This is a genomic window from Flavobacterium sp. GW821-FHT12A05 (genome assembly GCF_058807735.1).
Window position 1 is genome coordinate 718,015 of the sequence record NZ_JBXAQY010000001.1, and the last position, 24,977, is coordinate 742,991.

The 24,977-nt window shown below is 32.9% G+C and carries 29 protein-coding genes; 17 read left to right on the forward strand and 12 right to left on the reverse strand.

The genetic code is table 11. The features are described from left to right. The first annotated feature begins 244 nt into the window (after positions 1-244). A complete protein-coding gene (locus tag AC1RRQ_RS02835; RefSeq protein WP_493021222.1) occupies positions 245-1,120 on the forward strand; it encodes a sensor histidine kinase in 876 nt (291 codons plus the stop codon). A 364-nt stretch (positions 1,121-1,484) separates the two neighbouring features. Here AC1RRQ_RS02835 and AC1RRQ_RS02840 read toward each other — a convergent pair whose 3' ends face one another. From AC1RRQ_RS02840 to epsC, 3 genes are all read right to left on the reverse strand, one after another. Beyond that, positions 1,485-2,471, reverse strand: a complete 987-nt coding sequence (locus tag AC1RRQ_RS02840; protein WP_493021224.1) for an aldo/keto reductase — start codon at positions 2,469-2,471, stop codon at positions 1,485-1,487. A 185-nt stretch (positions 2,472-2,656) separates the two neighbouring features. Beyond that, positions 2,657-3,544: a cysteine synthase CysM gene (gene cysM / locus AC1RRQ_RS02845; RefSeq protein WP_493021226.1), complete on the reverse strand. Its 888-nt coding sequence runs from the start codon at positions 3,542-3,544 to the stop codon at positions 2,657-2,659. 1 nt (position 3,545) lies between these two features. Beyond that, positions 3,546-4,337 (reverse strand): serine O-acetyltransferase EpsC, encoded by a 792-nt coding sequence (epsC, locus tag AC1RRQ_RS02850; RefSeq protein ID WP_493021228.1) that lies wholly within the window; start codon positions 4,335-4,337, stop codon positions 3,546-3,548. A gap of 190 nt (positions 4,338-4,527) precedes the next feature. Between epsC and AC1RRQ_RS02855 the strand changes: the two genes are divergently transcribed. After that, positions 4,528-5,229, forward strand: coding sequence for a DUF1003 domain-containing protein (locus AC1RRQ_RS02855; RefSeq protein ID WP_493021230.1), 702 nt, complete (start codon positions 4,528-4,530; stop codon positions 5,227-5,229). A gap of 17 nt (positions 5,230-5,246) precedes the next feature. Here the strand turns inward: AC1RRQ_RS02855 and AC1RRQ_RS02860 are convergent, their stop codons facing one another. Beyond that, positions 5,247-5,531: a DUF2752 domain-containing protein gene (locus AC1RRQ_RS02860; RefSeq protein ID WP_493021232.1), complete on the reverse strand. Its 285-nt coding sequence runs from the start codon at positions 5,529-5,531 to the stop codon at positions 5,247-5,249. 106 nt (positions 5,532-5,637) lie between these two features. Here AC1RRQ_RS02860 and AC1RRQ_RS02865 point away from each other — a divergent pair, with 106 nt between their 5' ends. Both AC1RRQ_RS02865 and AC1RRQ_RS02870 read left to right on the forward strand, forming a co-directional pair. After that, complete coding sequence (locus AC1RRQ_RS02865) at positions 5,638-5,823, forward strand: hypothetical protein (protein WP_493021234.1); 186 nt, start codon at positions 5,638-5,640, stop codon at positions 5,821-5,823. Continuing rightward, a complete protein-coding gene (locus AC1RRQ_RS02870; RefSeq protein WP_493021236.1) occupies positions 5,813-6,364 on the forward strand; it encodes a DUF8465 domain-containing protein in 552 nt (183 codons plus the stop codon). The genes AC1RRQ_RS02865 and AC1RRQ_RS02870 overlap by 11 nt, the downstream gene beginning before the upstream one ends. Positions 6,365-6,521: 157 nt before the next feature. Here the strand turns inward: AC1RRQ_RS02870 and AC1RRQ_RS02875 are convergent, their stop codons facing one another. Continuing rightward, positions 6,522-7,526, reverse strand: coding sequence for a hypothetical protein (locus AC1RRQ_RS02875; RefSeq protein WP_493021238.1), 1,005 nt, complete (start codon positions 7,524-7,526; stop codon positions 6,522-6,524). Positions 7,527-7,613: 87 nt separating this feature from the next. Between AC1RRQ_RS02875 and AC1RRQ_RS02880 the strand changes: the two genes are divergently transcribed. After that, positions 7,614-8,738 carry a cysteine desulfurase family protein gene (locus AC1RRQ_RS02880; protein WP_493021240.1) on the forward strand — a complete coding sequence of 375 codons (1,125 nt, stop codon included), beginning with the start codon at positions 7,614-7,616 and terminating at the stop codon, positions 8,736-8,738. A 205-nt stretch (positions 8,739-8,943) separates the two neighbouring features. On the opposite strand, the gene AC1RRQ_RS02885 is transcribed toward AC1RRQ_RS02880, so the two are convergent. Both AC1RRQ_RS02885 and AC1RRQ_RS02890 read right to left on the reverse strand, forming a co-directional pair. After that, positions 8,944-9,516 (reverse strand): L-threonylcarbamoyladenylate synthase, encoded by a 573-nt coding sequence (locus AC1RRQ_RS02885; protein WP_493021242.1) that lies wholly within the window; start codon positions 9,514-9,516, stop codon positions 8,944-8,946. Between the two features lie 35 nt (positions 9,517-9,551). Continuing rightward, positions 9,552-10,628 (reverse strand): DegT/DnrJ/EryC1/StrS family aminotransferase, encoded by a 1,077-nt coding sequence (locus AC1RRQ_RS02890; RefSeq protein WP_493021244.1) that lies wholly within the window; start codon positions 10,626-10,628, stop codon positions 9,552-9,554. Positions 10,629-10,882: 254 nt separating this feature from the next. Here AC1RRQ_RS02890 and AC1RRQ_RS02895 point away from each other — a divergent pair, with 254 nt between their 5' ends. The 7 genes from AC1RRQ_RS02895 to AC1RRQ_RS02925 all read left to right on the forward strand — a co-directional run bounded on the left by AC1RRQ_RS02895 (position 10,883) and on the right by AC1RRQ_RS02925 (position 16,680). Further along, complete coding sequence (locus AC1RRQ_RS02895) at positions 10,883-11,113, forward strand: phosphopantetheine-binding protein (protein WP_493021246.1); 231 nt, start codon at positions 10,883-10,885, stop codon at positions 11,111-11,113. 4 nt (positions 11,114-11,117) lie between these two features. Then, a complete protein-coding gene (locus AC1RRQ_RS02900; RefSeq protein ID WP_493021248.1) occupies positions 11,118-12,173 on the forward strand; it encodes a ketoacyl-ACP synthase III in 1,056 nt (351 codons plus the stop codon). Then, complete coding sequence (locus AC1RRQ_RS02905; RefSeq protein ID WP_493021250.1) at positions 12,170-13,270, forward strand: aromatic ring-hydroxylating oxygenase subunit alpha; 1,101 nt, start codon at positions 12,170-12,172, stop codon at positions 13,268-13,270. The genes AC1RRQ_RS02900 and AC1RRQ_RS02905 overlap by 4 nt, the downstream gene beginning before the upstream one ends. Beyond that, positions 13,257-14,000: an SDR family NAD(P)-dependent oxidoreductase gene (locus tag AC1RRQ_RS02910; protein WP_493021252.1), complete on the forward strand. Its 744-nt coding sequence runs from the start codon at positions 13,257-13,259 to the stop codon at positions 13,998-14,000. Before AC1RRQ_RS02905 ends, AC1RRQ_RS02910 begins: the two co-directional genes overlap by 14 nt. A 7-nt stretch (positions 14,001-14,007) precedes the next feature. Next, the gene (locus AC1RRQ_RS02915; protein ID WP_493021254.1) at positions 14,008-15,021 is read left to right on the forward strand and encodes a 3-oxoacyl-ACP synthase III family protein; all 1,014 of its coding nucleotides are present in this window, start codon (positions 14,008-14,010) and stop codon (positions 15,019-15,021) included. Beyond that, positions 15,018-15,653, forward strand: coding sequence for an acetyltransferase (locus AC1RRQ_RS02920; RefSeq protein WP_493021256.1), 636 nt, complete (start codon positions 15,018-15,020; stop codon positions 15,651-15,653). Before AC1RRQ_RS02915 ends, AC1RRQ_RS02920 begins: the two co-directional genes overlap by 4 nt. Before the next feature lie 61 nt (positions 15,654-15,714). Then, positions 15,715-16,680 carry a glycosyltransferase gene (locus tag AC1RRQ_RS02925; protein WP_493021258.1) on the forward strand — a complete coding sequence of 322 codons (966 nt, stop codon included), beginning with the start codon at positions 15,715-15,717 and terminating at the stop codon, positions 16,678-16,680. Between the two features lies 1 nt (position 16,681). On the opposite strand, the gene AC1RRQ_RS02930 is transcribed toward AC1RRQ_RS02925, so the two are convergent. Beyond that, positions 16,682-17,698 (reverse strand): glycosyltransferase family 2 protein, encoded by a 1,017-nt coding sequence (locus AC1RRQ_RS02930; protein ID WP_493021260.1) that lies wholly within the window; start codon positions 17,696-17,698, stop codon positions 16,682-16,684. A 119-nt stretch (positions 17,699-17,817) separates the two neighbouring features. Between AC1RRQ_RS02930 and AC1RRQ_RS02935 the strand changes: the two genes are divergently transcribed. Continuing rightward, on the forward strand, positions 17,818-18,675 hold the full coding sequence (locus AC1RRQ_RS02935; protein ID WP_493021262.1) for a hypothetical protein: 858 nt from the start codon (positions 17,818-17,820) through the stop codon (positions 18,673-18,675). A gap of 13 nt (positions 18,676-18,688) precedes the next feature. On the opposite strand, the gene AC1RRQ_RS02940 is transcribed toward AC1RRQ_RS02935, so the two are convergent. Continuing rightward, positions 18,689-19,762 carry a glycosyltransferase family 4 protein gene (locus AC1RRQ_RS02940; protein WP_493021264.1) on the reverse strand — a complete coding sequence of 358 codons (1,074 nt, stop codon included), beginning with the start codon at positions 19,760-19,762 and terminating at the stop codon, positions 18,689-18,691. A gap of 84 nt (positions 19,763-19,846) precedes the next feature. Here AC1RRQ_RS02940 and AC1RRQ_RS02945 point away from each other — a divergent pair, with 84 nt between their 5' ends. After that, positions 19,847-20,614: a Kdo domain containing protein gene (locus AC1RRQ_RS02945; RefSeq protein ID WP_493021266.1), complete on the forward strand. Its 768-nt coding sequence runs from the start codon at positions 19,847-19,849 to the stop codon at positions 20,612-20,614. On the opposite strand, the gene AC1RRQ_RS02950 is transcribed toward AC1RRQ_RS02945, so the two are convergent. From AC1RRQ_RS02950 to AC1RRQ_RS02960, 3 genes are all read right to left on the reverse strand, one after another. Further along, entirely contained in the window at positions 20,611-21,381 is a 771-nt protein-coding gene (locus AC1RRQ_RS02950) for a glycosyltransferase family 2 protein (protein ID WP_493021268.1), read from the reverse strand. The genes AC1RRQ_RS02945 and AC1RRQ_RS02950 overlap by 4 nt on opposite strands. 3 nt (positions 21,382-21,384) lie before the next feature. Next, the gene (locus AC1RRQ_RS02955; RefSeq protein WP_493021270.1) at positions 21,385-22,449 is read right to left on the reverse strand and encodes a glycosyltransferase family 9 protein; all 1,065 of its coding nucleotides are present in this window, start codon (positions 22,447-22,449) and stop codon (positions 21,385-21,387) included. A 106-nt stretch (positions 22,450-22,555) separates the two neighbouring features. Further along, the gene (locus AC1RRQ_RS02960; RefSeq protein WP_035683702.1) at positions 22,556-23,371 is read right to left on the reverse strand and encodes a 2,3,4,5-tetrahydropyridine-2,6-dicarboxylate N-succinyltransferase; all 816 of its coding nucleotides are present in this window, start codon (positions 23,369-23,371) and stop codon (positions 22,556-22,558) included. Between the two features lie 281 nt (positions 23,372-23,652). On the opposite strand from AC1RRQ_RS02960, the gene AC1RRQ_RS02965 reads away from it, so the two are divergent. The 3 genes from AC1RRQ_RS02965 (at position 23,653) to AC1RRQ_RS02975 (ending at position 24,972) form a co-directional block, all read left to right on the forward strand. Further along, positions 23,653-24,285: a PAS domain-containing protein gene (locus AC1RRQ_RS02965; protein WP_493021273.1), complete on the forward strand. Its 633-nt coding sequence runs from the start codon at positions 23,653-23,655 to the stop codon at positions 24,283-24,285. Between the two features lie 170 nt (positions 24,286-24,455). Further along, positions 24,456-24,701: a hypothetical protein gene (locus AC1RRQ_RS02970; RefSeq protein ID WP_493021275.1), complete on the forward strand. Its 246-nt coding sequence runs from the start codon at positions 24,456-24,458 to the stop codon at positions 24,699-24,701. Next, positions 24,691-24,972: a type II toxin-antitoxin system RelE/ParE family toxin gene (locus tag AC1RRQ_RS02975; protein ID WP_493021277.1), complete on the forward strand. Its 282-nt coding sequence runs from the start codon at positions 24,691-24,693 to the stop codon at positions 24,970-24,972. Before AC1RRQ_RS02970 ends, AC1RRQ_RS02975 begins: the two co-directional genes overlap by 11 nt. Positions 24,973-24,977 lie beyond the last annotated feature (5 nt).

Sequence of the window (24,977 nt, forward strand, 5' to 3'; positions counted from 1 at the left end):
AAAGTTAACTTTGTTTCTGCTATTAAGTCCCCAAGCTGCTGTATATAACCTATAGTTTTGTTATGTTTTTATGAAATTATATCATAACCTTTCGCAAATTAGCTTTTTGAAAAAAAGTTATGCGTTTAAATTTTTATTCGTTGCATTTATAGGAATTCATATTCCGTTAATTGGGATCCTTTTTTTTGTTCTCTTTTTCGATCATAGTATCTCGCCAACTTCTATTCTTGTTTTTTCTTTAATAATGACACTGCTGGCCACTGCTGTAACACTTGTAGTCTTAAAACAACTGATAGAACCTATTTCAATTGCTTCAAAATCTTTAGACGATTACAGGAATAAAAGAAAATTGTCTGTTCTCCCAACAGATTATACGGATGAAGCAGGTTTGTTAATGTGTAATATTCAGGAATCTATTTATGAATCTGAAAGTTTTATAAACGAAAAACAAGATTTAATTTATATGCTTTCGCATGATTTGAAAAACTTTGCCGGAAATCCGCAGGGTTTGGCAAAATTAATCTTAAGCGAAAATCCTTCTGATTCTGTAAAACATCTGGCCGATTTAATTTGTGAATCGACTAATCTGCAATTTAGATACATCGAAAATTTTATCAAGCTGTTAAAAGAACAAGATCAGGTTTCAAAAATAACAACCGAAGCCAAACTCATTTCTTTTGCTAATATTCTTCCTTTTATAAACGAACAAGTAGAACAGCGATTAATAGATAAAAACATCACACTTAATTTAAGTGTAGAAACAGATGAGGCTAAACTTAAAATAGACGAAGGTCTATTGGTTCAGGTTCTGGTAAATTTAATTAGCAACGCTATTAAGTTTTCTTATTTTGACAGCGAAATTAAAGCAAGAATCTATAAAGAAAATTCGAACTTAATTATAACGGTTGCCGATAAAGGAATTGGTTTTGATAAACATCAGATTGAGGAATTGTTTAAAAAATTCACCAAAATGAGCCGATTAGGTACTGCAAATGAATCTTCAACCGGAATTGGGCTTTATCTCTGCAAGAAAATCATCGAAAAAAACAAAGGCCGATTAAGTGCGGTAAGCGATGGAAAAAATAAAGGAGCTGAATTTAAAATTGAATTCGAAATCTAAGTTTTACTCTAAGTGACTAAGACTCTGAGATGCTAAGATTCTAAGTTTTTCTTTTGAATTTTGTATAATTCTCCATTGGTTCTTCATCGTCTCTTTCGCGGGAAAGAATTAACAAACAGATAACTTTCAGGTAAAAACGTAAACTTTTCATGGCGTATAGACTGTATTACTATTGTGTATATGTTATGTAGATGTTTATTTAATAAAATGGTTGCGTATAAAGAGGTACTAAGTTTTTAAGCTGCTAAGATACTAAGGTTCTAAGTTTAAAAAAAATCTCAGTACCTTAGAAACTTAGTATCTCAGAAACTTTTTTAAAATCTCAGCACCTTAGTATCTTAGAACCTCAGAAACTTAAAAGGAGTTACCAAAGCTGATGTACAGAAGGTTTTATGTACTCTTCGTAAATTTTATTCATTGCTGAAATTTTTTCCGGACTTAATTGAGGTAAATCATAAACAGAAAGGTTAGAAAGTACATGACTTTCTTTTGAAGCACCCGGAATAATACAGCTTATTTCATTAAAGCTCAAAATCCACTGTAAAGCAATAGGAGCAAGGTTTTCGGTTTCTGGAAACAAAGCTTTTAGTTCTTCGACCGCTTTCAAACCTAAATCATAATCAATTCCCGAAAAAGTTTCGCCTTTATCAAAGGCATCTCCGTTTCTGTTGAAATTACGGTGATCCTGTGCATCAAAAGTTGTTTTCGTATCAAATTTACCTGTTAAAAGTCCGCTTGCAAGAGGAACCCTTGCAATGATACCAATGTCTTTCTTTTTTGCTTCGGAGAAAAATAATTGCGACGGACGCTGACGAAACAAATTAAATATAATCTGAACCGTTGTTACATTCGGATATTCGATCGCTTTTAGCGCTTCTTCTACTTTTTCTACGCTTACGCCGAGATTTAAAATTTTCCCCTGCTCTTTTAAGCGGTCAAACATTTCAAAAATTTCAGGTCGGTAATATACTTCCGTCGGCGGACAATGCAGCTGAATTAAATCCAGAGTTTCTAATCCGGTTCTTTTCAAGCTGTCTTCAACAAACTTTTGAAGTACTTTTGGCTGATAGCCTTCATTCACATGCGGATTAATCTGGCGTCCGCATTTTGTGGCAACGTAAATACGCTCAGAACGCGAACGAACTACACGACCAACCGCAGTTTCGCTTAATCCGTTTTCGTAAACATCGGCAGTATCAATAAAATTTACACCGTTGTCAATAGCTGTATTTATGAGTTCGTCAGCTGTTTTATCATCAAATCCTGATCCCCATTTTCCGCCAACCTGCCAGGTTCCCAGAGAGATTTCAGAGATATTAAAGTTTGTTTTTCCTAGTTTTCTGTAGAGCATGTTTTTCTTTTTGAGGTTCAAAAGTAGCAAAGGTGCAAAGGTTCAGAGTGACAAAGCGACAAAGGTTTTTTGTAGAGGCGCACAGCAGTGCGTCTTTTGGAAGTTATAAGGGTTGTAACCAGTTGGTATAAACTTAGCTTTACGGCCTTTGTCCCTATGAACCTTTGTTGCTTTGTCCCTTTTTCTTAATCAAATAAATCCGAAGACAAATATCGATCGCCTCGATCGCAGATAACGGCAACGATAACTCCAGATTCTAATTGTTCTGCGATTTTAAGGGCAACGGCTACAGAACCACCGCTGCTCATTCCGGCGAAAACGCCTTCTTCAAGAGCTAGTCTTTTAGTCATTTCTCTGGCTTCTTCTTCACTTACATCAACAACCGTATCGACTTTTGAAGCATCAAAAATTTTAGGTAAATATTCCAGAGGCCATTTACGGATTCCGGGAATTTGAGATCCGTCGCTTGGCTGTGCGCCAATAATTTGAATCGCCGGATTCTTTTCTTTTAAATAAGTCGAAGTTCCAATGATGGTTCCGGTTGTTCCCATTGCCGAAACGAAATGCGTTACCGTTCCGTCAGTATCGTTCCAGATTTCAGGGCCTGTTGTTTTATAATGCGCTTTCCAGTTGTCGTCATTCGCAAACTGATTTAGCATGATATAACCGCCTTCTGCCACTTTTTTGTCGGCATAGTCCCTTGAGCCAATAATTCCATCTTCTGCAGGCGTTAAAATAACTGTAGCACCATAAGCACGCATCGTTTGTGTGCGTTCTTTTGTAGAATCTTCCGGTAAAATCAATTCGATTTCTATTTGAAATAATTGAGCAATCATAGCAAGGGCAATTCCGGTGTTGCCGCTTGTTGCTTCAATTAATTTATCTCCTTTTTTAATTTCGCCTCTTTCAAGAGCTGCTGCAATCATGTTATAAGCCGCTCTGTCTTTTACACTTCCGCCCGGATTGTTTCCTTCTAGTTTCAGTAAAAGTTTAACGTTTTTATTTTTAACCAAATTGACAGTTTCCATTAATGGAGTATTTCCAATTAGGTTTAGCAATTTCTGTGGACCCATTTTATCTTTTTTCTTTTATTTTAACTTCTGTTGTAGTGGTGTTTAATACAATTGAATCTTCGGGGATAGATTTGGTAACCCAGGAGTTTCCGCCAATAATGCTGTTTTTTCCAATTGTGGTTTCGCCTCCCAAAATCGTAGCATTGGCATAAATACAGACATTTGCCTCAACGGTTGGATGTCTTTTGGCATTTTTCATTTCTTTGCTTACGCTCAAAGCACCCAAAGTAACACCTTGATAAATCTTAACGTGTTTTTTAATCACGGTGGTTTCGCCAATAACAATTCCGGTTGCGTGATCTATAAAGAACGGCGAAGCGATGTCGGCTCCGGCATGAATATCAGTTCCGGTAATTCTATGTGCATATTCGCTCATTAATCTCGAAAACAATAATAAATCTAATTGGTATAATTCATGGCTCAATCTGTAAATCGCAATGGCATAAAAGCCCGGATATCCCAAATAAACTTCATCAATACTGTTGGATGCCGGATCATTTTCTAAGATATAAGCTGCATCTTCATTTAATTTTTCTAAAACGCCCGGAAGTTTTTCCAGAAAGCGGTCCCAAATCGATTCGCATAAATTTTCCGGCTTTTTGCAGGCTAAAACTGCAATTTCCTTAAACCTGATTTCGAGTTCATCAATGCTTTCATCAAGTGCCGCATTCGAATCAAAAAGAGTATAAAACAGCTTCTCGGTAAAATCTTCAGTTTTGGTTTTAATACCGTAATTTATATTAGAATGGCTTTTTAAAGCCTTGATATTTTGTATGATATTGTCTTTTGTCACAATAGTAAAATTGAGTGGATAATTTAAGACGTTAAAAGTAAGGCGTTTTTTGTAAATAAGGGCATGAATTAACTAAAGAAATTTTGTTGTAATAATCCTATTTGTGATAAATTAAAGATTGATAAAAGCTGATTTTTTATATGATTCTTAAGAAGTTAATTGTGTAAATTAGCAGATAAAATTCACAAAAATGAAAAATAATCCAGCTTTTAAAAGTGCTATTTCTAATGCTTCTTTTCCGGAAAGTGAGAAAATTTACGGGAAATCTATTCATGATCCTATTCTAAGTCTTATTGTTAAGGATCATCCTTCGTTTTGCGATGACGATTTTATTTCGGTGCAGGAATTAAATGAATACCGTCAAAAATACATTTCGAATTATTTGTCGGCAGAAATCGGGACGCTTTCAGATCTTGAAAAAAGTGTTATTTCTTCTTTAAAAGAAGATAAATCGATCGTAAGTATTGTGGAAGATGAAGATGAAACGAGAAGTTTTGGACAAAAAATAGCCGATAAAGTGGCTGATTTTGGCGGAAGCTGGACTTTTATTATTTCGTTTATGGTTTTTATTGTCGTTTGGATTGGCTCGAACGTTTATATTTTGGTTAATAAAGGCTTCGATCCCTATCCGTTTATTTTACTGAATTTAATTTTATCGTGTATTGCCGCACTTCAGGCTCCGGTAATTATGATGAGCCAGAATCGTCAGGAAGAAAAAGACCGAAACCGCGCTAAAAAAGATTATATGATTAACCTGAAATCTGAATTGGAAATAAGAATGATTCATGATAAAATTGATCATTTAATTATGCATCAGCAGCAAGAATTAATCGAAATTCAGAAAGTTCAAATCGAGATGATGAACGATATTTTGAATCAGGTTAAGAGGTAAATTGATCCGGAAAAACATCACATATAATAGTGTTTGTAGACGTAACCAATGCACATAAAAATGATATTGAGCGTTGCGGCTTTCCAAATAATTTTCTGATAATTTCTGGATTTATCCAAAAAATATAAAGCGACTAAAATTAAAAAAAGCAGGGTAGTGTAGATCGCCGGATACATGTAAAAAGCAGCCGAAAATTCGCCTTTAAAAAGTAAGAATAAAGAGCGCTGAAAACCACAGCCCAGACACTCAAAACCAAACAGTTTTTTGAACAGGCAGGGGATCATGTATTTCTCTAAATTCATGGGTTGATTTTTTTACAATTTTACAAAAAAATATTGGATAACATTTCAAGAGATAAACAACTGCTAGTTTAAAGTTTTATACTTTTGAATTCTTAAACTTTAAAAAATGAAAACTTTTAAAATTTTAATCATGATTCTTGCCATTTCGGTTGCCTTATACGAGCAGGTTTCAGATCAAAAAAATATCTATATAATGGTAATTGCTATTGCCGTTTTTATGTATGGAATGATGCAGTTAAGTGCAAAAATACCAAGTAAGAACCAAGAAAAAGAGGAGCAGGATGTTGACTAAAGGAGATAAGGTTTCAGTCTTAGACGAAGCGATAAACGGAACAGTAGTTTCGGTGAAAAACAACGAAGTTTTGATCGAAACTGAAGACGGATTCATGATGACATTTTTTGTCAATGAATTGCTTAAAATGCAAGATTCCAGTAATTTAATGAATTCTATTAAAAGAATTGATTTAGATGAGGTTTCAAAAGAGAAAACGGAACCAAAACCGCGAAGTTTTGTAAAAGAAAAGAAAGATAAACGTGAAATATCGGCTCCGGAATTTGATTTGCACATCGAAAAATTAGTTCCAAATAAACGCGGTATGTCTAATTATGATATTTTGACACTGCAGACAGAAACGGCAAAAAGACACATTGAATTTGCGATACGAAACCGCATTCCAAAAATCGTTTTTATTCACGGTGTCGGCGAAGGAATTTTAAAAGCCGAACTTGATTTTTTATTAGGCCGTTACGACGGAATTGATTTCCACGATGCCAATTATCAAAAATACGGCTTAGGTGCAACCGAAGTTTATATTCGCCAAAACAATAAATAAAATCTTTTTTGAAGCTTAGAAAAGCTGATTTTAAAGCATAAAAAAACGTCCGTTTTTCATTTGATTTTCTATTGAAATCAGTATGAAAAACGGACGTTTTTTTGTAAGAATTAAAATGGTCTATTTACAACAAATAATAATCTTTTTTGTGTAATAATTATTGTGTGACTTTACCAAGAGTGAAAACATTTCCAAGTTTAAAACTGCTGTTTCCTTTCGTTAGCAATACATTTTTTAATACAATGGTATGGATAAATTTGCCGGCTACTTCTTGTGTTGAAACTTCAATAGTTGCTTTAGTATCTAATGGGTCACTTGCACCAATCCAGGTTTCATTTACAGCTGGTACAGCAGGGGGTTGTGCAAGGCAAAAAGGATAAGCAGTTGTAATACTTCCTGTTCCCGGAACAAAATTTCTGTAAACCACTTTATTTGTAGTTGCCGTAACATCTGCTGTTCTTGGCTGTCCGGCAGGAGTAGCTTGGTTAATAATCAGGCCGGCAGACAAATTCTCTACTAATACAGTCATTGATGCACTGTAGTTGTATACTTTTGTTTTGTCATCACAAATAAATGCTTCACCAGTATCTGCATTTTGGAATGTTAAATCCGCAGGAGTAACTGTTGTTTGGAAAGTACCAAATTCAAATAAAGTTTCAACCTGAGGTCCTGCAGGTTTTAAAAAGGTAATATTTTCGAATGTAATTACGTGGTTGTACGCTTTAATTCGGAATGAATCATTAGCATCTGTTTCTGTTGGAACTTGTGATGTTACAATTTTTATTTTTCCTGCAGTTCCAATCCATTCTTCGGTAACATTTGGAGAACTTGGTGGAATTGTACCGCATACATTATCTTTTGATACAGTTCCGTTATAGGCTCTGTATAAAACACGATATTGTGAGTTGTCTATATCATATTCTTTAACACCGGGATCGTTTACAATACCAGCACCATTCGTTTTTGGCACCTGCAAAATAAGAGATTCCTGAGGTTTAAGTTTGTATATTATAAATGGATCTGTATTAAGGCTGTTTTCAACAAAAGGAATACAGCTTGTTGGAGTTACTGAATCAAAATTGATTTGTTCTACAGTTAAGTCTCCATCGTCGCACCCGTTTAAGAAAATAGCCAGTAATAGAAGGCTTGCATATTTTTTCATTAGTAATTTTATTTGGGTCAAAAATAGTGAAAAATTTGGCAAATGATATTTAAGATTAGACAATTGATATTTCATAACTTTGCAGTAATGAAAAAAGTATACCTCGATAACGCCTCAACTACTGCGATGCGCCCTGAAGTTATTCAGGAAATGACAAAAATTATGACAGAAGATTTTGGAAATCCATCTTCTACACATAGTTTTGGGCGAAATGCTAAAACCATTTTAGAGCTTTCCAGAAAAAATATAGCCAGACATTTAAATTGTACGGCACAGGAAATCCTTTTTACTTCTGGCGGAACAGAAGCGGATAACTGGATTTTAAGATCGGCGGTTGAAGATCTTAAAGTAGAGCGTATTATTACTTCACGAATAGAGCATCATGCAGTTTTGTATACAGCATTGGCCTTGCAGTCAGATTATAATATTAAGGTCGATTATGTAAAAGTAAATGCAGACGGAAGCATCGATTTAACAGATCTCTCTAATCTATTAGCTCAGGAAAAGAAAACAATCGTGAGTTTAATGCATGTAAACAACGAAACGGGAACTATTTTAGATATAGATAGAGTTGGGGTTATTTGTAAGCAATACAATGCCTTATTTCACTCCGATACGGTTCAGTCTATTGGTAAAACAGAAATTGATCTTCAAAAAACTCCTGTTGATTTTATTTTGGCCAGTGCACATAAATTCCACGGACCAAAAGGAGTTGGTTTTGCTTTTATCAGAAAAAATTCGGGTTTACAGCCTTTAATTTTTGGAGGAGAACAAGAAAAAGGCCTTCGTGCCGGAACAGAAGCGGTGCATCAAATTGCAGGAATGGCAAAAGCGCTGGCTGTTTCTTATGAAAATTTAGAGGAAGAAAGAAACTATATTTCCGACTTAAAAAAATATCTGATAGCACAATTAGAAGTTGATTTTCCAGGTTTTAGAATCAACGGAAAAAAAGATGATTTTTATAATATCATTAATATTACGCTTCCATTTTCTTCAGATAAAACTTCGATGCTTTTATTCAGTTTGGATATGAAAGGAATTGCGGTTTCGAGAGGAAGTGCGTGCCAATCCGGAAGTATAAAACCTTCGCATGTTTTAAAAGAAATGCTTTCTGAAGAAGATTTAAAACTGCCCAATCTCCGAATTTCTTTTAGCCATTACAACACAAAAGAAGATATCGATTGGTTGATTGAGAGTTTAGGAACTATTTAAGTTGCTAAGGTTCTGAGTTACTAAGATTCTAAGGCTCAAAGTTACAAAGGGACAAAGTTGCAAAGGTTTATTGGAATATCCTTCGACTTCGCTCAGGGTGACATTAAAAGCCTGAAACTAAAAGGTTGTCAGGCTGAGCGAAGTCGAAGCCGTTTTTCTTAAACGTCAAAAAAAGCATTAACAATTCACAATTAATAATTCACAATTATTTTCGAATTACTTTTACCTGCGAATCTTTTGTCAGTTTTATAATGGTTGACGGTTTTCCGGCAATTTTATCCTGATTTAGTTTTACAACATAATCAACGCCTTTAATAATTTCGGGACTAATGTCTTTAAAAGCAATAGGAGTTGGCTGTCCAGAAATATTAGCCGATGTTGAAACCAAAGGCTTTTTCATTCTTTCCATCAATTTAAAACAAAATGGTTCTTTGACTAATCTTATTCCCAGAGATTTGTCGGCTGCAATAATGTTCTGCGCTACGTTTCTGGCATCGTCTAAAATTAATGTTGTTGGTTTTTCAGATAAATCGAGAATCTGCCAGGCAACTTCCGGAATATCTTTAAAAACGTTGTACATCATCTTTTCTCCATTCATCAAAACAATCATACTTTGTGTTTCAGCACGCTGTTTTAGTTTGTAAATTTTGGCAACAGCATCCGGATTAGTAGCGTCGCAGCCAATTCCCCAAACGGTATCCGTTGGGTAAAGAATAATACCGCCTTCTTTTATAACTTCGTAAGCATTGTGAACTTCAGTGTTAATATCTTGACTCATAACCTAAATATTTTAATGATAACAAAACAGCTTTGTTATAAGGTTTGTTTGTTTATGATTTGAACTATTTTTTCTAAATCGGCAGGAGCGATTCCTACGTATAAAGGCAGGCATAAAACTCGTGATGCGATCGATTCAGAAATAGGCATTTTATCTCCTTTTGTATATTCTATAGTGTTTAAAGAGGGATAGAAATAACGTCGGGGAAATATATTTTTTTCCGCCAGCGCGCTCTGAACTTTCAATAAAACTTCTTCTGAGCTAAAAATTACAGGATAATAACTGTAATTCCATTCTGTATTTTCTCTTATTTTTAAAGCTTGTACCGTTTCAAAGTTTAAATTTTCATTGTAAAAATCAACTACTTTTTTTCTTTCGGCAATAATGTGTTCCATGTATGGAAATACCGCTAAGCCCAAAGCTGATTGCAGTTCGGAGATTTTTGCGTTTATTCCTAAACCATGAAATTCCAACGGGCCATTGTGGCCAAAGTTATGACTGTAATACAGCTGATGAAAAATTTCTTTATCATCGCAGAAGATGGCGCCGCCTTCACCTGTATGAAATAATTTGGTTGCATGAAAACTGCAGGTGCTTACGTCTCCAAAATTAAATACAGATTGGTTATTGTATTTTACTCCAAAACTGTGTGCAGCATCGTAAATAACTTTTAAATTATACTTTTTTGCAATTTTTTCTATTTCGATTACATGGCAGGGATTTCCAAAAACATGTGTTGCTAAAATGGCGGTTGTTTTTGGCGTAATGGCCGCTTCGATTTTCGTTTCGTCGATTGTTAAATAATCAGGATCGATATCTACAAAAACCGGCGTACAGTTTTCCCATACAATAGCTGCCGAAGTAGCTACGTAAGAAAATGGTGTTGTTATTATTTCGCCTCCTTTTCCAAATAACTTTAATGCAATTTGAATGGGAATTGTGCCGTTATTAGTAATGATTAAATTAGAAACGTCAAGAAAGTTTTTAAGCTTATCTTCTAATTCTAAAGTAAGTTCACCACGATTTGTAAGCCAAGCTTTGTCCCACGCGCGTTGTACATAAGAATTGTATTCTTCTTGCGGAGGCAAAAATGTTTTGGTTACGGGAATCATTTAATTATGGATTTAGTGAGTTTAATTTACCTTTAAGGATAACTATTGTTATATTTGCGGGGTAAAATTAGGAAAAGAAAGCTTAATTATTGATATAAGCCACTATTATAACATTGTAAGTTATGGAACTTGTTTTTAACTTAATTGGTTCACAATGTTTTAAGCGGATTTTTATTAAAATAAAAAGGTAAGTATTTTTTTGGTTTTTTGTAAGATCAATATAAACAATAACATAAAACAAATTTAATATTATTATGGAAATCAACACTTTTTTGCGAAATTTTGCAGATATTTTAGATGATACAGACGCGGCATTAATTACACAAGAAACTGTTTTTAGAGATTTAGACGAGTGGAATTCGTTAACAGCATTGTCATTAATCGCTATGGCTGATGAAGAATATGATGTAAAATTGACAGGAGACGAAATTAAATCTTCGAATTCATTAAACGATATCTTCGAAATTATTAAAAATAAAGGATAATTAAATGGCAGCTTTTTCAGTAAATGATATTGCAATAAAAGGTATTTCTTGCTGCGTTCCTAAAAATAAGGAACTAAACGTTGATTTAGAAATACTATCGCAGGAAGAAATTCAAAAATTCATTGATGCAACCGGAGTAGAAGAACGCCGTATTGCAACAAAAGAAATTTGTACTTCTGATTTATGCTGCGAAGCTGCTGAAAAATTAATCCAAGATTTAAATTGGCAGAAAGACGAAATAGAAATCCTGGTTTTTGTTTCTCAGACTGCCGATTATATTTTACCGGTTTCTGCAGCTATTCTTCAAGACAGATTAGGTTTTTCAACCAATTGTATTGCTTTTGATGTTCCTCTTGGATGTTCCGGTTATGTTTACGGAATGTCTATTATTGCCGGAATGATGAAGGCAACGGGTTTAAAAAAAGGTTTGCTTTTAGCGGGAGATACCAGCAGTAAACTGCTTTCTAAAACAGATAAAAGCACCATACCTCTTTTTGGTGACGGCGCAAGTGCTACAGCATTTGAATTTGATGAAAAAGCAGAAAGTTTACTTTTTGATTTAGGTACAGATGGTTCTGGTTATAAAGCTATTATTATTCCAGACGGAGGATCAAGAAGCAGAATTGATGAAAATTCTCTTCAAGTAAAAGATATTGAAGAAGGAATAAGCCGTAATTCCTGCAATTTAGTTCTTGACGGAATGGACGTTTTTGGTTTCGGAATCTCGCAGGCTCCTAAAACTGTAAAAAAACTGGTCGAAAAATTTGAAATTGATATAGATAAAATAGATCATTTTGTATTTCATCAAGCTAATTTAATGATGAATAAAATGATCGTTAAAAAATTAAAACTGCCTGTAGAGAAAGTTCCTTATTCGTTAAAAGAATTTGGAAACACATCATCTGCAACAATTCCTTTAACAATCGCTGCACAGCTCAAAGAGAGTTTAACAAATGCTTCTAAGGATTTAATTATTTGCGGATTTGGAGTAGGTTTATCTTGGGGAACAGCCAAAATAAGGCTGGATAATGTGGTGATTTCAGATTTAATAGAAATATGATAAAGAATTTAGATTATATAGACGAAGAAGTTTATTTAAAAGAAAAATCTTTGTTTTTTAATGAATCCTGGATTTTAGCAGCTCACAAAAACGAATTACTAAACAACAATGATTTTGTAGCTTTTGAGTACTACGGAAATAAGATTTTTATTCAAAATTTTAATGGTACCATTAAGTCTTTTCAAAACGTATGTCTGCACAGGTTTAATACCATACACGAAGAACCTTATGGAAACAGAGTTTCGTCTTGTTTGTATCATAATTGGACTTACGGAAAAAAAGGAAATGTTGTAGGGTTAATGTGCCGAAATTCATTTGAAAGAGATCATATTAACGAATTGAAACTGAAAGAATATGAAGTCGCTTTTTGTGGTGACTTTGTTTTTTTGAAACTAAACGACAAATTCGATAAAAGCCTAGAAGATTATTTAGGAAATATATTTGCACCGCTTCAGGAAATCAGCACGCATTTTGGAGCAAAAACAATAGATTACACTATTGAACACAAAGTAAACTGGAAACTTCTGATAGAAAATGTTCTGGAGTGTTATCACTGTACTTCGGTACATGAAAATTCCTTTGCAAAAATGGGATTTGGATCTGTTTCTCCCGAGAAATTTGATTTTTTTGACGGACACAGCTGGTGCGAATTTCCAAAAGGAGAAAATGTAAAGCCAAATAAGATTATCGAAAAATCATTGGCACAAAGAACCTTTAAAACGCAGGGATATTTTCATTTTTATATTTACCCAAATGCCTTTATAAGTACAGTTGAAGGAAAAGGATTTTATTTTGGATTTATGTTTCCGGAATCGCCTTCTAAAACAAATTTAAGAGTACGATATTTTGCTTCAAAATTTGAAAAAGAATTAAGTGAATCAGAACAAAATATTATTGACTTTATAAATAATAGTTCCAATGATTCTTTGGATTTGGTTTTAAATGAAGACAAAAAAATTGTAGAAAATATTCAATCCAATCTGGTAAATTTTAAAGATCATTCGCCAATATTTGGTGACGAGGAATTTAGAATTTTAAAGTTTTACGAGTATTTTAATAAACAAAAGAATAAAAACAGATATAATGAATCCATTTGATTTATCAGGAAAAAAAATATTAGTAACCGGGGCATCTTCGGGAATTGGTTATGAAACATGTCTGGCTATTGCAAGACAAGGTGGTACTTTTATAGCAATTGCAAGACGAAAAGATTTTCTGGAGAAATTGATAGCAGAATGCGGCGACAATAATAGTTTTATAACCGCAGATTTATCTAAAATGGAGGATATTAAATCTATTGTAGATACGATCGAAAATGTAGACGGAGTTGTGCATTCTGCCGGAATAGTTTCTTTGGCGCCCGTTAAATTTTATTCAGAAGAATTAATGAATGAAATGCGAAGCATCAATTTCGATTCGATCGCGTATTTGATTAATTTGATTTTTAAAAAGAAAAAAATTAATAAAGGAAGCTCGATTGTTTTGGTTTCGTCGGTTGCAGGTTTGTTTGGAATGAAAGGAAACGGAATTTACGCCGCAAGCAAAGGTGCGTTAATTGCGATTTCAAAAGTTTGGGCAAATGAATTTGCGGTAAGCAAAACGCGTGTGAATTGTGTTTCGCCGGGAATGGTGAAAACAGAAATTACGTCAAAATCTATCGAAGATTTATCTTTAGAAGTTATTCAGCAGGACGAAAAGAAATATCCGTTAGGATACGGAGATCCGGTTCAGGTTGCTAATCCAATTGTATTTTTATTATCTGAGGCAAGCAGCTGGATTACAGGTCAGAATTTAGTTTTAGACGGAGGAAGAACTTCAACAATATAATTTGAAAATGAAAGCAAGTATAAAAGCCATTTCTTATTATCTGCCCGAAGCGATTTTATCTAACGATTTAATTAATCAGGATTTTCCGGAATGGGATATTGAAAAAATAAGCTCAAAAACCGGAATCAATTCACGACATATAAGCGCGAGCGATGAATTTTCATCGGATATGGCGGTTAAGGCGGCCGAAAAATTATTTGAAGAACATAACATCGACAGATCGACTATAGATTATTTGTTGTTTTGTACACAAAGCCCGGATTATTTTTTGCCTACAACAGCTTGTATTATTCAGGATAAGTTAGGTTTAAATACTTCGATTGGTGCCTTAGATTTTAATTTAGGATGTTCTGGTTTTGTATACGGATTAAGTCTGGCAAAAGGTTTAATTGCCGGAGAAATGGCAAAGAATGTTTTGTTGATTACATCCGAAACGTATTCGAAATTTATTCATCCAAAAGATAAAAGCAATAAAACAATTTTTGGAGATGCAGCAGCAGCCACTTTAATTACAAGCCACGAAGGATTTTGTTCGATTGGTAATTTTGTTTTTGGCACCGACGGAAAAGGAGCCGAAAACTTAATTGTAAAGCAAGGCGGTATGCGTTTTCCTGTTTCAGAAGAAAATGAAGATATTAAGGATGAGTTTGGAAATATCAGAAATGATAAAAACTTATTCATGAATGGAACCGAGATTTTTAATTTCACTGGAGAATTTGTTCCAAAACTTACAGCATCAATTTTAGATAAATCGGGTTTAACCAAAGAGGATATTGATTTGTTTATTTTTCATCAGGCAAATAAATACATGCTCAATCATTTGAGAAAAAAGATCAAAATTCCGGAAGAGAAATTTTTTATTTCGATGGAACATTGCGGTAATACGGTTTCATCGACCATTCCTATAGCTTTATATGAAGCCCAAAAGGAAGGAAAAACTACAGATATTAAAAACTTAATATTAGCTGGTTTTGGCGTTGGATATTCTTGGGGAGCTTGTAATTTAATAATTAACGAATGAAAAATTTAGTAATAGTAGGAGCAAGAGGATTTGGTCGTGAGGTTTATGATCTTGCCACACAATGTTCTGGTTTTAATATTGAATATGTTGTAAAAGGTTTTTTAGACGACAAAGCGGATGCTCTTGAGGGTTTTGAAAATTATCCTCCAATTCTTTCCTCAGTAGAAGATTATAAAATTGAAGAAGACGATGTTTTCGTTTGTGCTTTAGGAACCGTAAAGTGGAAAAAACATTACGCTGAACTAATTCTAAAAAAAGGTGGTTCGTTTATCAATTTAATTCACCCTTCGACAAAACTGAATACCAATACTGTCGTGGGTACAGGTTTACTGGTTTTTATGTATGCGAATATCAGCAATGACTGTATTATTGAAGATTTTGTTACTATACAAGGATATGTTGGTTTAGGACACGATACCAAGATTCGTAAATGGGCTCATGTAAGCTCTTATTCTTTTACAGGTGGTTTTGTTGTTCTTGAAGAAGAAACTACGCTTAATACACGTGCTACAATATTGCCGCATGTAATTGTTCGCAAGGGCGCAACAGTAGGCGCAGCGAGTTTAGTTATCAGACATGTAAAAGAAAACACGACTGTTTTTGGAATTCCGGCAAAGAAACTGGATTTTTAGAATAAATTCTAAGCTTCAACCAATAAAATATTAATAAAAAAGTTACCGATAATATAATTTCATGAGGGATCAAGACAGCATTATTCTAAATTGGACCGGCGATATACAAAAACCAGTTGTAAGTATTTTATGTGATACTTTTAACCACGAAGGATTTATTAAAGAAACTTTAGAAGGTTTTTTAAAGCAGGAAACTACTTTTCCTTTTGAAATAATTGTACATGATGATGCCTCAAAAGATGCTACGCCTGCTATTTTAAAAGAATATGCCGAAAGATATCCGCTGATTATTAAAACCGTTTTGCAAAAAGAAAACCAATATTCTCAAAAAATCAATTTTTGGAGCGATGTTACTTTTCCAATGGCGCAGGGAAAATATATCGCATTATGCGAAGGAGATGATTATTGGATTGATGAATTAAAACTACAAAAACAGGTTGATTTCCTCGAAAACAATCCGGATTACGTTATAACCTGGACTGATTTTTATACCAGAAAAGGAACTGAATTAGTCCCAAATGATTTTAAAGAATCGTTGCCAGCTGTGTATACGGTAGATTTTGATACCCTTTTTAAACCTTATTGCACGTATACTTTAACGAGTCTTTTTAGAAAAGAAGCTGTAGATCCGCTTGATTATAAAAAATTCAAGTATGGTAAAGATAATACGCTTTATGCCCTTGCACTTTGTCATGGCAAAGGTGCTTTTCTGAATTTTCAGGCAGCAGTTTACAGATGGCATCCGGGAGGAGTTTATTCGTTAAAAACACCATTTTTCCAACGATATTCCTCTTATCAGAATATAAAAGAAATACTCGAAAAGATTCCGCAGGCCAGAACAAAAAATATAAAAGGTGTTATGGCATCTTTACTTAAAGCCTCGGCTTTTGAGGCTTTAAAATTGCGTAAAAATGAGGAGTTTAAAAACATCGAAGAACCTCAATTGGCAATCGATGAATTTTTAGATAAAGCGGGATTGTCTTTAAAACTTAAATATTTGTGGCGTTATATTAAACTCAATATTTAGTTTACCCAGCTAAAGACTTGAAGTAAATAATGATTTTATCCAATAAATTTACTTTTTGAAATAATTGTTTTTCGTTGTTTTTCAAATGCTTGAAAAAGGAAAGATTATAAGAACCGGCATTTCGAACCGTTCGTATCAGGTTTTTAGTGATATGTTTTTGAAGTACTTCGGAATTAAAATAACCTAATTTTTCATTCTGCGAAAGCAGAAATTTAGAGGCATTAATGGTTTCGATAATTTCCTCTGGAGAAAGTCTCTTTTTAAATGAAACAGCATTTAAGTAAAAATCAATTTTTGGATCAGTTGAATCGATCCCCAGATTTTGTAATTGATTGATTTTTACATTTCTTACAGCACGGTTTACATTATCGATTTTAGTTTTGCTGATATTGTTATTGTGCTGTCTGTAATCTAAAAGAGATTCCGGGATATTATAAAAGTTGGTTTTAGCCAATAATCGGCTCCATAAATCATAATCTTCCACCGGAACATAATCATTATCGAATTTTAAATCACTTAAAACTTCTTTTTTAAACATTACAGTTGGGTTTCCGATGTTACAACTGTGTAAAAAAGATACTTTTATTATATCGTGATTCGTATTGTGTTTTATGATTTTATTTTTTTCAGATCCAAAAAAAGTAAACCAGGTACCGCAGACACCAATTTCGGGATTGTTTTTAAATACAGCGATTTGTTTTTGAAAACGGGTTGGTGCAGCAATGTCATCTGCATCCATTAAGGCAATATATGTTCCTTTTGCAGCGTTGATACCTTCATTCCTTAGATTTGCCGGTCCAACGTTTTGTTCTTTGTCAATAATAGTAATTCGGTTATCCTTAGATTGAAGTTTTTTTATGATTTCTAAACTTTCATCTGTAGATTTGTCGTTTAGTACTATTAACTCAAAGTTAGAATAAGATTGATTTAAAATGCTTTCTATGCTCTCCTGTAAAAAAGGAGCTGCGTTAAAAACAGGAATTATAACAGAAATTTCAGGAATTTCGGAGTTTTGCATGATTTTTGTTTTAGCAATGCAAAGATAAGGTTAAAGTTAAAATTGTCTTAAAGAATCAGTGGTAATTTTTACTGATAATTTCGGAATGTTATTATCTTTGCCGCAACAAATTTAAATAAATGAAAAGAATTCAGGTCGGATTTTTGGTTTCATATGATTATGAATTGCTTAAAATTGCTATTCCTCAAGTATATAATGAATCTGACTCAATTTTTTTAGCAATTGATAAAGAAAGAAAAACCTGGAAGGGAGAGTCTTTTATTATAGAAGATGATTTTTTTCAATGGTTACGGTCTATTGATGTCGATTCTAAAATAGAAATACTCGAAGATAACTTTTATCATCCAGAGTTAACAAGCATGCAATGTGAGGTTCTGGAGCGAAAAAAACTTGCAGAAAAAATGGGAATAGGCAATTGGCTTATTCAATTGGATGCAGATGAATATTTCCTGGATTTTAAAGGGTTTGTAAAATTCTTAAAATCTAAAAATCATTTTCTAAAAAATCCTGAAAAAAATCAGGTTCAAATATCTCCATGTCTGATCAATCTTTACAAAAGAGTTGATTCAGGAATGCTGTATGTAAAAAAGCCAACCAAAATTATGGTGGCTACAAATTATCCTAATTATAAAATAGGAAGACAAACACGCAAAAGAATTATTTATTTTAGAGGGCCTATTTTACACGAATGTATTTCGAGAACAAAAGAAGAACTGGAAATGAAATTTAATAATTGGGGACATGACTGCGATATTAACAAGGAAGAGTTTTTGAATAAATGGGCAAATGTAAACGAAAGCAACTATAAAGACATGCGCAATTTCTTTTATATGGAACCTGAAAAATGGAAAAAATTAGCTTTTGTTAAAGGCTCAACTTTTAATGAAATAAAAAATAACTTAGACTTTTTTAAAGTACTGCCTTCAGATTTCTATATTTGGAAAAAGAACGTGGGGCAATGGTTTAAACATTTATAAAAAAAAACAGATCTTATTTTAAGATCTGTTTGTAAACATCAAAATATTGTGCAGCTGCAACTTTCCAGTCGAAACTTGCAGCTCTTTTTTTGAGTAAAGTTTCTATTTCAATTTTGTTGCTGTCAAAATGAGATAATCCGTTAAGAAGAACTTCTTTCATATATTCCGGATCAAAGTTTGTCCAATAATTAGAAACTTCGCCTCCAATTTCCGGTAATGAAGTTTTATCAGATAAAAATACGGGTTTACCAAAGCTCATCGCTTCAATTGGCGGCAAGCCGAAACCTTCGCGAATAGAAGGGAAAAGAAATGCGGTACAGTTTTTCATATAAAACTGTTTTCCTTCATCAGATACTTTTCCGGTCAAGAAAACCTGATTGCTTAAACCGTTATCTATAATTAATTTTTTAATTTCTTCGCCGTATTTTTTATCATTGTTTCCGGAAATGATCAAATTAAAATCTTTAATTCCTTTCATCATATTGATGATGGCACCGTAATTTTTTCTTTCTATAAAATCTCCAATAGAATAGAAAAAAGGTTTGTCTACAGGAACGGGCGAAATAAAAGCAGCAGTATCTAAAAGAGTCGAAATTGGGTTTCCGTTGTAAATGACATATTCAGGAACATTAGGTACATTAAAATGCTCGTGTGTATGTTTCTTGGCAAATTCTGAGATGTAAGTAATGGCAGTAGATCTTTCCAGCTTCTTTTTAAAAAGCTTATGCAGTTTGCCACTTTTGTCTGAAGAAACTTCTTCGACAAAATGAATATCATGAACCGTAAGTAAATAATTGCCTTTAAAAAAAGGTTCAACTTTAATGTTTTGATTTACCGAATGCCATAAGTCGTATTTTTTTCGAATTCTGAACAACGGATGACGTGAAAGACTACTGTATTTATGATACTTGAATTTGTCGTGAAACTCTTCCTTTAGAAGTTCCGGTTTTGAACTGTTTAAAGTTAGTTCGTAACCATTAAAATCTAATGCGGCTAATCCTTTTATTAATTCGTAATTAAAAGTTCCTAAACCCGTTGCTCTGTTGTTGATATTATGTGTTTCGAGAAAAATACTTTTTTGGGACATTATTTTCTTTTTTTACGAAAGTACAATAATAATTTGAAGTCTTAAATCGTATGCGTATTTTTGTCCTCTTATAAAAAACTACTGATGAATTTTAAAGTAAATCCTTCTTTTGAAAATAGTACTTCGTCAATTCTTGACAAAATCAAAACGTTTAATTCTTCGGGTGAACTTTTTGGAAATGGAGATCGTAATAAAATAAAATTATTCGAATTAGAAGGTAAAACGATTAATATTAAATCATTTAAAATTCCGAATATAGTAAATAAGGTTGCTTATCGTTATTTTAGAAAATCGAAAGCAAGACGTTCGTTTGAATATGCTACTATTTTATTAGAGAAAGGAATTGGAACGCCGCAACCCATTGCATTTTTGGAGAATTTTAATGTAATTGGTTTAAAAGACAGTTATTATGCCAGCGAACACTTGATTACAGAATTGACATATAGAGAACTGGTTGAAATTCCCGAATATCCGGATAACGATGCTATTTTAAGACAGTTTACAAAGTTTACTTTCGACCTTCATGAAAAAGGAGTAGAGTTTTTAGATCATTCTCCTGGAAATACATTAATAAAAAAGAACGAAAACAATCTTTATAGTTTCTTTTTAGTCGATTTAAACCGAATGAATTTTCATGAAAACATGAGTTTTGAGCAGCGTATGAACAACTTTAGCCGCTTAACGCCAAAAAAAGAAATGATTGCGGTAATGAGCAATGAATATGCTAAGTATTACACGGATAAAACCGAAGCTGAAATATTTGAAAAAATGTGGCAGGCAACGACTCATTTCCAAGATGAATTTGCCAGAAAGAAAAGATTGAAAAAGAAACTGAAATTCTGGAAATCTTAATTTCTCGATTGTAGTTTTTTAAGTTCCTTAAAGCGTACAGCAACGCTTAAAGCATTTAAATAACAGATAATTATTCCTTTCCTTCCATCCAGAAAACCACCTCGAACAATGTATTGATTTAAAAATTGATAAGTGGGTCTTATATGGGTATGAAAAAGCGTTGGCTGCGTATTTTTGGCCAATTCTTCTTGTGCCTTTAAATGTCCGTAAAAGATCATTTTTTGCTTGTAATCGTTGTAATTAGAGTAGGAGTAATGTATTAATCTGTTTTTTAGTTTTTTAATTTCTCCATTTACGATTAGTTTTTCGTGTACAATTTTATTGCAATTGTAACTTGCATTTTCCTTTTTGAAAAGTCGGATAATTTTGTCTGTCTGCCAGCCGCTAAAACGCAGTTTTTTATTTTCGAAAATAAAATTGCGATACATAAAATAAGCCGATGCACTATTTTCTTTATGAATCGTTTTATTGATTTCTTTTTGAAGTTCAGGAGTTATTCTTTCATCAGCATCAATGAAAAGAATCCACGGATTTGTGGCTAAATCTATAGTGAAGTTTCTCTGAAGAGCAAAATTATCAAAAACACGCTGCACCACTTTTACATTTTTATATTCAGAAGCAATTTCAAAAGTTTTATCGGTGCTAAAAGAATCTACAACGATTATTTCATCGGCAAAAGCCAAATTGTCGAGAACCGCTCTAATATTTGATTCCTCATTATAAGTAATCAATAATGCCGATAAAAGCTGCTTTTGAGAAGAAACCATCTTTTAGCTGATATTTTTTTCTAGAAACATTGCGATCTGATCTTTAAAGTAATCAGGTTTAAATTCCTGATATAAAGACAAAGCTTCTTTTTTAAGCATTTTTTCAGATTTACCTTCAAATAAATCTGCGCGATAATCTTTTAAATGTACCGAAAGATGATGGATTCCGTCTTCAAAAGTGGCCCAGATTTTCTTTTCGATCCAAGGAGAAAAAATGATAAAAGAAGGTTTTTCTAATGCTTTTGCCATGTTGATAGCGCCGCCATCATTTCCAATAATTAGATCACATTGATTCATAATAGCAATGAACGAACGTAAATCGCTGCCTAATAAATCAAAATATATTTTTTCCTTAGTCGAAGGTTTGCAGGCGTTAAAAATCGTTTTTGCATCTTCTAACTGTTTAGGAAAATAGTTGAATAGGATATTAACATCTGCATGATCTGCCACATAATCCACAACAGCCGACATGAATTCTAACGGATAAGTTTTTAGTTTTTCACTTCCTAAAAGGCTTATCATTATTGTTTTTCGGTCTTTTCGAACGTTATGTTTTTCGAATAATATTACAGCTTCTTGATTTTCTTTTTCAGAAACAAACAATTTCGGAATTGGATCAATTTTTATTTTTAAGTCTAATGGTTCTAATAATGAAAGTCTTCTTTCAATAGCCAAACCCAAATTTGTTTTCGGAAAAGGTTCAAACGGAACATTATCTGTATAAAGAAAATTTCTGCCCGGTTTTTTATAGGAGATTTTTTGTTTCGCGTTGCTTAATAAAACCAAAATCCAGCTTTCGAGCTTAGAATAAGCATCGATTAATAAATTGTATTTTTCTTTTCGAATCTGAAGTCCCAGATTCAGTAATTCTTTTTTACTTTTTCGATGTTTTTCTTCAAATAAAATGATGTTGTCAATATTTGAATTTCCTTCTAAAACAGGAGTTGTAGAAGCATAAACCAAATAGTCTATCTGTGCGTCAGGATAAGCATTGCGAAGATTGTTGCAGATAATACTGCTTATCAAAACATCGCCAATCATTTTTTGTTGAATAACAAGTATCTTCATGTAAAAATCTTAATCTTTTAAGAGGTTACAAATTGAAGCAAAAAAAATCCAAATTCCAATTGATAAGATTGGAATTTGGATTTTTTAATTTATTTATCTTTAAATATTATACTGCAACATCGTATTCACGAAGTGCATTATTTAATGAAGTTTTTAAATCTGTAGATGGTTTACGAGTACCAATGATTAAAGCACATGGAACTTGAAATTCTCCAGCAGCAAACTTTTTAGTATAACTTCCAGGAATTACTACAGAACGTGCAGGAACAAAACCTTTCATTTCTACTGGTTCATCACCAGTAACGTCGATAATTTTTGTCGAAGCAGTTAAACATACATTTGCACCAAGAACAGCTTCTTTACCAACATGAACACCTTCTACAACAATACAACGAGAACCAATAAAAGCACCGTCTTCGATAATTACCGGAGCAGCTTGTAATGGCTCTAAAACACCACCAATACCAACACCGCCGCTTAAGTGTACATTTTTACCAATTTGAGCACAGCTTCCTACAGTTGCCCAAGTATCAACCATAGTTCCTTCGTCAACATAAGCACCAATATTTACATAACTAGGCATTAAAATAACACCGCTTGAAATATACGCTCCGTAACGTGCTACCGCATTTGGTACTACACGAATTCCTTTTTCAGCATAACCTCTTTTAAGTAACATTTTATCGTGGTATTCGAAAATTCCAGATTCCCATGTTTCCATTTTTTGAATAGGGAAATACATTACAACCGCTTTCTTAACCCATTCGTTTACCTGCCATTTATCACCAACTGGTTCAGCGCAGCGTAATTTTCCTGCATCAACTAATTCGATAACTTCTCTAATAGCATCAGTTGTAGCTGTTTCTTGTAATAAAGCTCTGTTTTCCCAAGCTTGTTCAATTATAGTCTGTAAAGAATTCATAAGTTTTAATTTTTGGCAAAGATAGCTTATTTGTAGAAAAGCAAAAAAGTAAAACCTTTTTGAAAAAGTTACATTTGTAACATTTTGTTTTTAATTTGATAAATTTTCAAAACCACATAAGCATGATATTTTTAAAAAACATCCTGTAAAAGTTTTTTTTGTATCAAAATATGACAAATATCAGATTTTGAATTTTTTCTTCAACCTACTTTTGTTTGACCAATTCTAAGGAATTAGAATTATAAAATACCAATCCAAAAACATAATATAATCTACAAGACATGAATCAAGAAAATCAACTTCGAACGCCAGTTACTGTTATAGACAAAGAAGTTACATGGGATAAAACACAAGTAATTATGAGTAAAACAAATGCTTTTGGTATTATCGAATATGCCAATGAAGTTTTTGTTGATGTATGTGGTTATGAAGATTATGAATTAATGGGACAGCCGCATAATATTATTCGTCATCCTGATATGCCGAAAGTTATTTTTAAGGTACTTTGGGAAAACCTTAAAAACGGAAAAAACTTTCATGCTATTGTTAAGAATTTAGCGAAATCAGGAAGATACTATTGGGTAATTACAGATTTTGATATTGCAAGAGATGAAAATGGGGTTATTGTAAATTACTTTGGAAGAAGACAAGCTGTACCGCAAGAAGTTATCGCAATGCATATTGAGCCATTGTATAAAAAACTTCTTCAAATTGAATCGGCAAGCGGTGTTGAATTTAGTGAGAAATACTTAATTGGTTTCTTAGAAGAAAAAAAGAGATCTTATGTTGAATATATTAAAGAGTTAATTTATGAGCACGAAAAAGCTCAGGCAAAATTTGCTCATTATGAAGAAACACAAGACGAAGAGGAAGAAGAGCATAAGGGTTTTTTCAGTAGATTATTTAATCGATAGAATAATTCTTGGTTTTTAAATATTTAGGTTCGGGTCCGTTTTGAATTTTTCAAGGCGGGCCTTTTGGGTTTTTTATATGGAAGATTGAATGAATGGATTTTTTTGAGAACGTTAAATTGTAAAAACATCAATTCAAAAAGCTTTATATTTGTATTGTAAAATGAAGTATTATGGAAGCAATTAGATTAGAATTTCAGCCTGAAATTAAAGAAAAAATCTTAAAATTATTAAGTTCATTTTCTTCTGATGAATTGAAAATAGTTGAGGAGAGTAATTTTGTTGATCCAGATTTTATTAAGAATAAAAGAAAATTAGAAGCTGTAGCTGCTAAAATTGATAATGGTACAGCAAAGTTTTGTACGTTTGAAGAATTAGATGAAATCTTAGAAAAAACTATTTCTAAATATGAAAGTTAGTTTTACTGAAGATTTTGTGTTGCAGCTAAAAGAACTTGTAAGATATATAGCTAAAGATAAGTCAGTTGCTGCAAGAAAGTTTAAAAATGACTTAATAAAAAAGTTAAAGAAGGATTTAATTAATCCTTTTCATTTTAAAAAATCTATATATTTTGATGATGAAAATTTTAGAGATTATATTTTTAAAGGATATACTACAGTCATAAAAATTAACTCTGAAGCGGATACTGTTTATGTTATTGGTATTTTAAAGCATCGATTACTATTTTAATTAAA

What these genes read in the sequence shown, in the direction of transcription:
- AC1RRQ_RS02835 (WP_493021222.1), top strand. Translation starts at nt 245, where the DNA reads ATGACACTGCTGGCCACTGCTGTAACACTTGTAGTCTTAAAACAACTG.
- AC1RRQ_RS02840 (WP_493021224.1), bottom strand. Translation starts at nt 2,471, where the DNA reads ATGCTCTACAGAAAACTAGGAAAAACAAACTTTAATATCTCTGAAATC.
- cysM (WP_493021226.1), bottom strand. Translation starts at nt 3,544, where the DNA reads ATGGGTCCACAGAAATTGCTAAACCTAATTGGAAATACTCCATTAATG.
- AC1RRQ_RS02855 (WP_493021230.1), top strand. Translation starts at nt 4,528, where the DNA reads ATGAAAAATAATCCAGCTTTTAAAAGTGCTATTTCTAATGCTTCTTTT.
- AC1RRQ_RS02860 (WP_493021232.1), bottom strand. Translation starts at nt 5,531, where the DNA reads ATGAATTTAGAGAAATACATGATCCCCTGCCTGTTCAAAAAACTGTTT.
- AC1RRQ_RS02865 (WP_493021234.1), top strand. Translation starts at nt 5,638, where the DNA reads ATGAAAACTTTTAAAATTTTAATCATGATTCTTGCCATTTCGGTTGCC.
- AC1RRQ_RS02870 (WP_493021236.1), top strand. Translation starts at nt 5,813, where the DNA reads ATGTTGACTAAAGGAGATAAGGTTTCAGTCTTAGACGAAGCGATAAAC.
- AC1RRQ_RS02875 (WP_493021238.1), bottom strand. Translation starts at nt 7,526, where the DNA reads ATGAAAAAATATGCAAGCCTTCTATTACTGGCTATTTTCTTAAACGGG.
- AC1RRQ_RS02880 (WP_493021240.1), top strand. Translation starts at nt 7,614, where the DNA reads ATGAAAAAAGTATACCTCGATAACGCCTCAACTACTGCGATGCGCCCT.
- AC1RRQ_RS02885 (WP_493021242.1), bottom strand. Translation starts at nt 9,516, where the DNA reads ATGAGTCAAGATATTAACACTGAAGTTCACAATGCTTACGAAGTTATA.
- AC1RRQ_RS02890 (WP_493021244.1), bottom strand. Translation starts at nt 10,628, where the DNA reads ATGATTCCCGTAACCAAAACATTTTTGCCTCCGCAAGAAGAATACAAT.
- AC1RRQ_RS02895 (WP_493021246.1), top strand. Translation starts at nt 10,883, where the DNA reads ATGGAAATCAACACTTTTTTGCGAAATTTTGCAGATATTTTAGATGAT.
- AC1RRQ_RS02900 (WP_493021248.1), top strand. Translation starts at nt 11,118, where the DNA reads ATGGCAGCTTTTTCAGTAAATGATATTGCAATAAAAGGTATTTCTTGC.
- AC1RRQ_RS02905 (WP_493021250.1), top strand. Translation starts at nt 12,170, where the DNA reads ATGATAAAGAATTTAGATTATATAGACGAAGAAGTTTATTTAAAAGAA.
- AC1RRQ_RS02910 (WP_493021252.1), top strand. Translation starts at nt 13,257, where the DNA reads ATGAATCCATTTGATTTATCAGGAAAAAAAATATTAGTAACCGGGGCA.
- AC1RRQ_RS02915 (WP_493021254.1), top strand. Translation starts at nt 14,008, where the DNA reads ATGAAAGCAAGTATAAAAGCCATTTCTTATTATCTGCCCGAAGCGATT.
- AC1RRQ_RS02920 (WP_493021256.1), top strand. Translation starts at nt 15,018, where the DNA reads ATGAAAAATTTAGTAATAGTAGGAGCAAGAGGATTTGGTCGTGAGGTT.
- AC1RRQ_RS02925 (WP_493021258.1), top strand. Translation starts at nt 15,715, where the DNA reads ATGAGGGATCAAGACAGCATTATTCTAAATTGGACCGGCGATATACAA.
- AC1RRQ_RS02930 (WP_493021260.1), bottom strand. Translation starts at nt 17,698, where the DNA reads ATGCAAAACTCCGAAATTCCTGAAATTTCTGTTATAATTCCTGTTTTT.
- AC1RRQ_RS02935 (WP_493021262.1), top strand. Translation starts at nt 17,818, where the DNA reads ATGAAAAGAATTCAGGTCGGATTTTTGGTTTCATATGATTATGAATTG.
- AC1RRQ_RS02940 (WP_493021264.1), bottom strand. Translation starts at nt 19,762, where the DNA reads ATGTCCCAAAAAAGTATTTTTCTCGAAACACATAATATCAACAACAGA.
- AC1RRQ_RS02945 (WP_493021266.1), top strand. Translation starts at nt 19,847, where the DNA reads ATGAATTTTAAAGTAAATCCTTCTTTTGAAAATAGTACTTCGTCAATT.
- AC1RRQ_RS02950 (WP_493021268.1), bottom strand. Translation starts at nt 21,381, where the DNA reads ATGGTTTCTTCTCAAAAGCAGCTTTTATCGGCATTATTGATTACTTAT.
- AC1RRQ_RS02955 (WP_493021270.1), bottom strand. Translation starts at nt 22,449, where the DNA reads ATGAAGATACTTGTTATTCAACAAAAAATGATTGGCGATGTTTTGATA.
- AC1RRQ_RS02960 (WP_035683702.1), bottom strand. Translation starts at nt 23,371, where the DNA reads ATGAATTCTTTACAGACTATAATTGAACAAGCTTGGGAAAACAGAGCT.
- AC1RRQ_RS02965 (WP_493021273.1), top strand. Translation starts at nt 23,653, where the DNA reads ATGAATCAAGAAAATCAACTTCGAACGCCAGTTACTGTTATAGACAAA.
- AC1RRQ_RS02970 (WP_493021275.1), top strand. Translation starts at nt 24,456, where the DNA reads ATGGAAGCAATTAGATTAGAATTTCAGCCTGAAATTAAAGAAAAAATC.
- AC1RRQ_RS02975 (WP_493021277.1), top strand. Translation starts at nt 24,691, where the DNA reads ATGAAAGTTAGTTTTACTGAAGATTTTGTGTTGCAGCTAAAAGAACTT.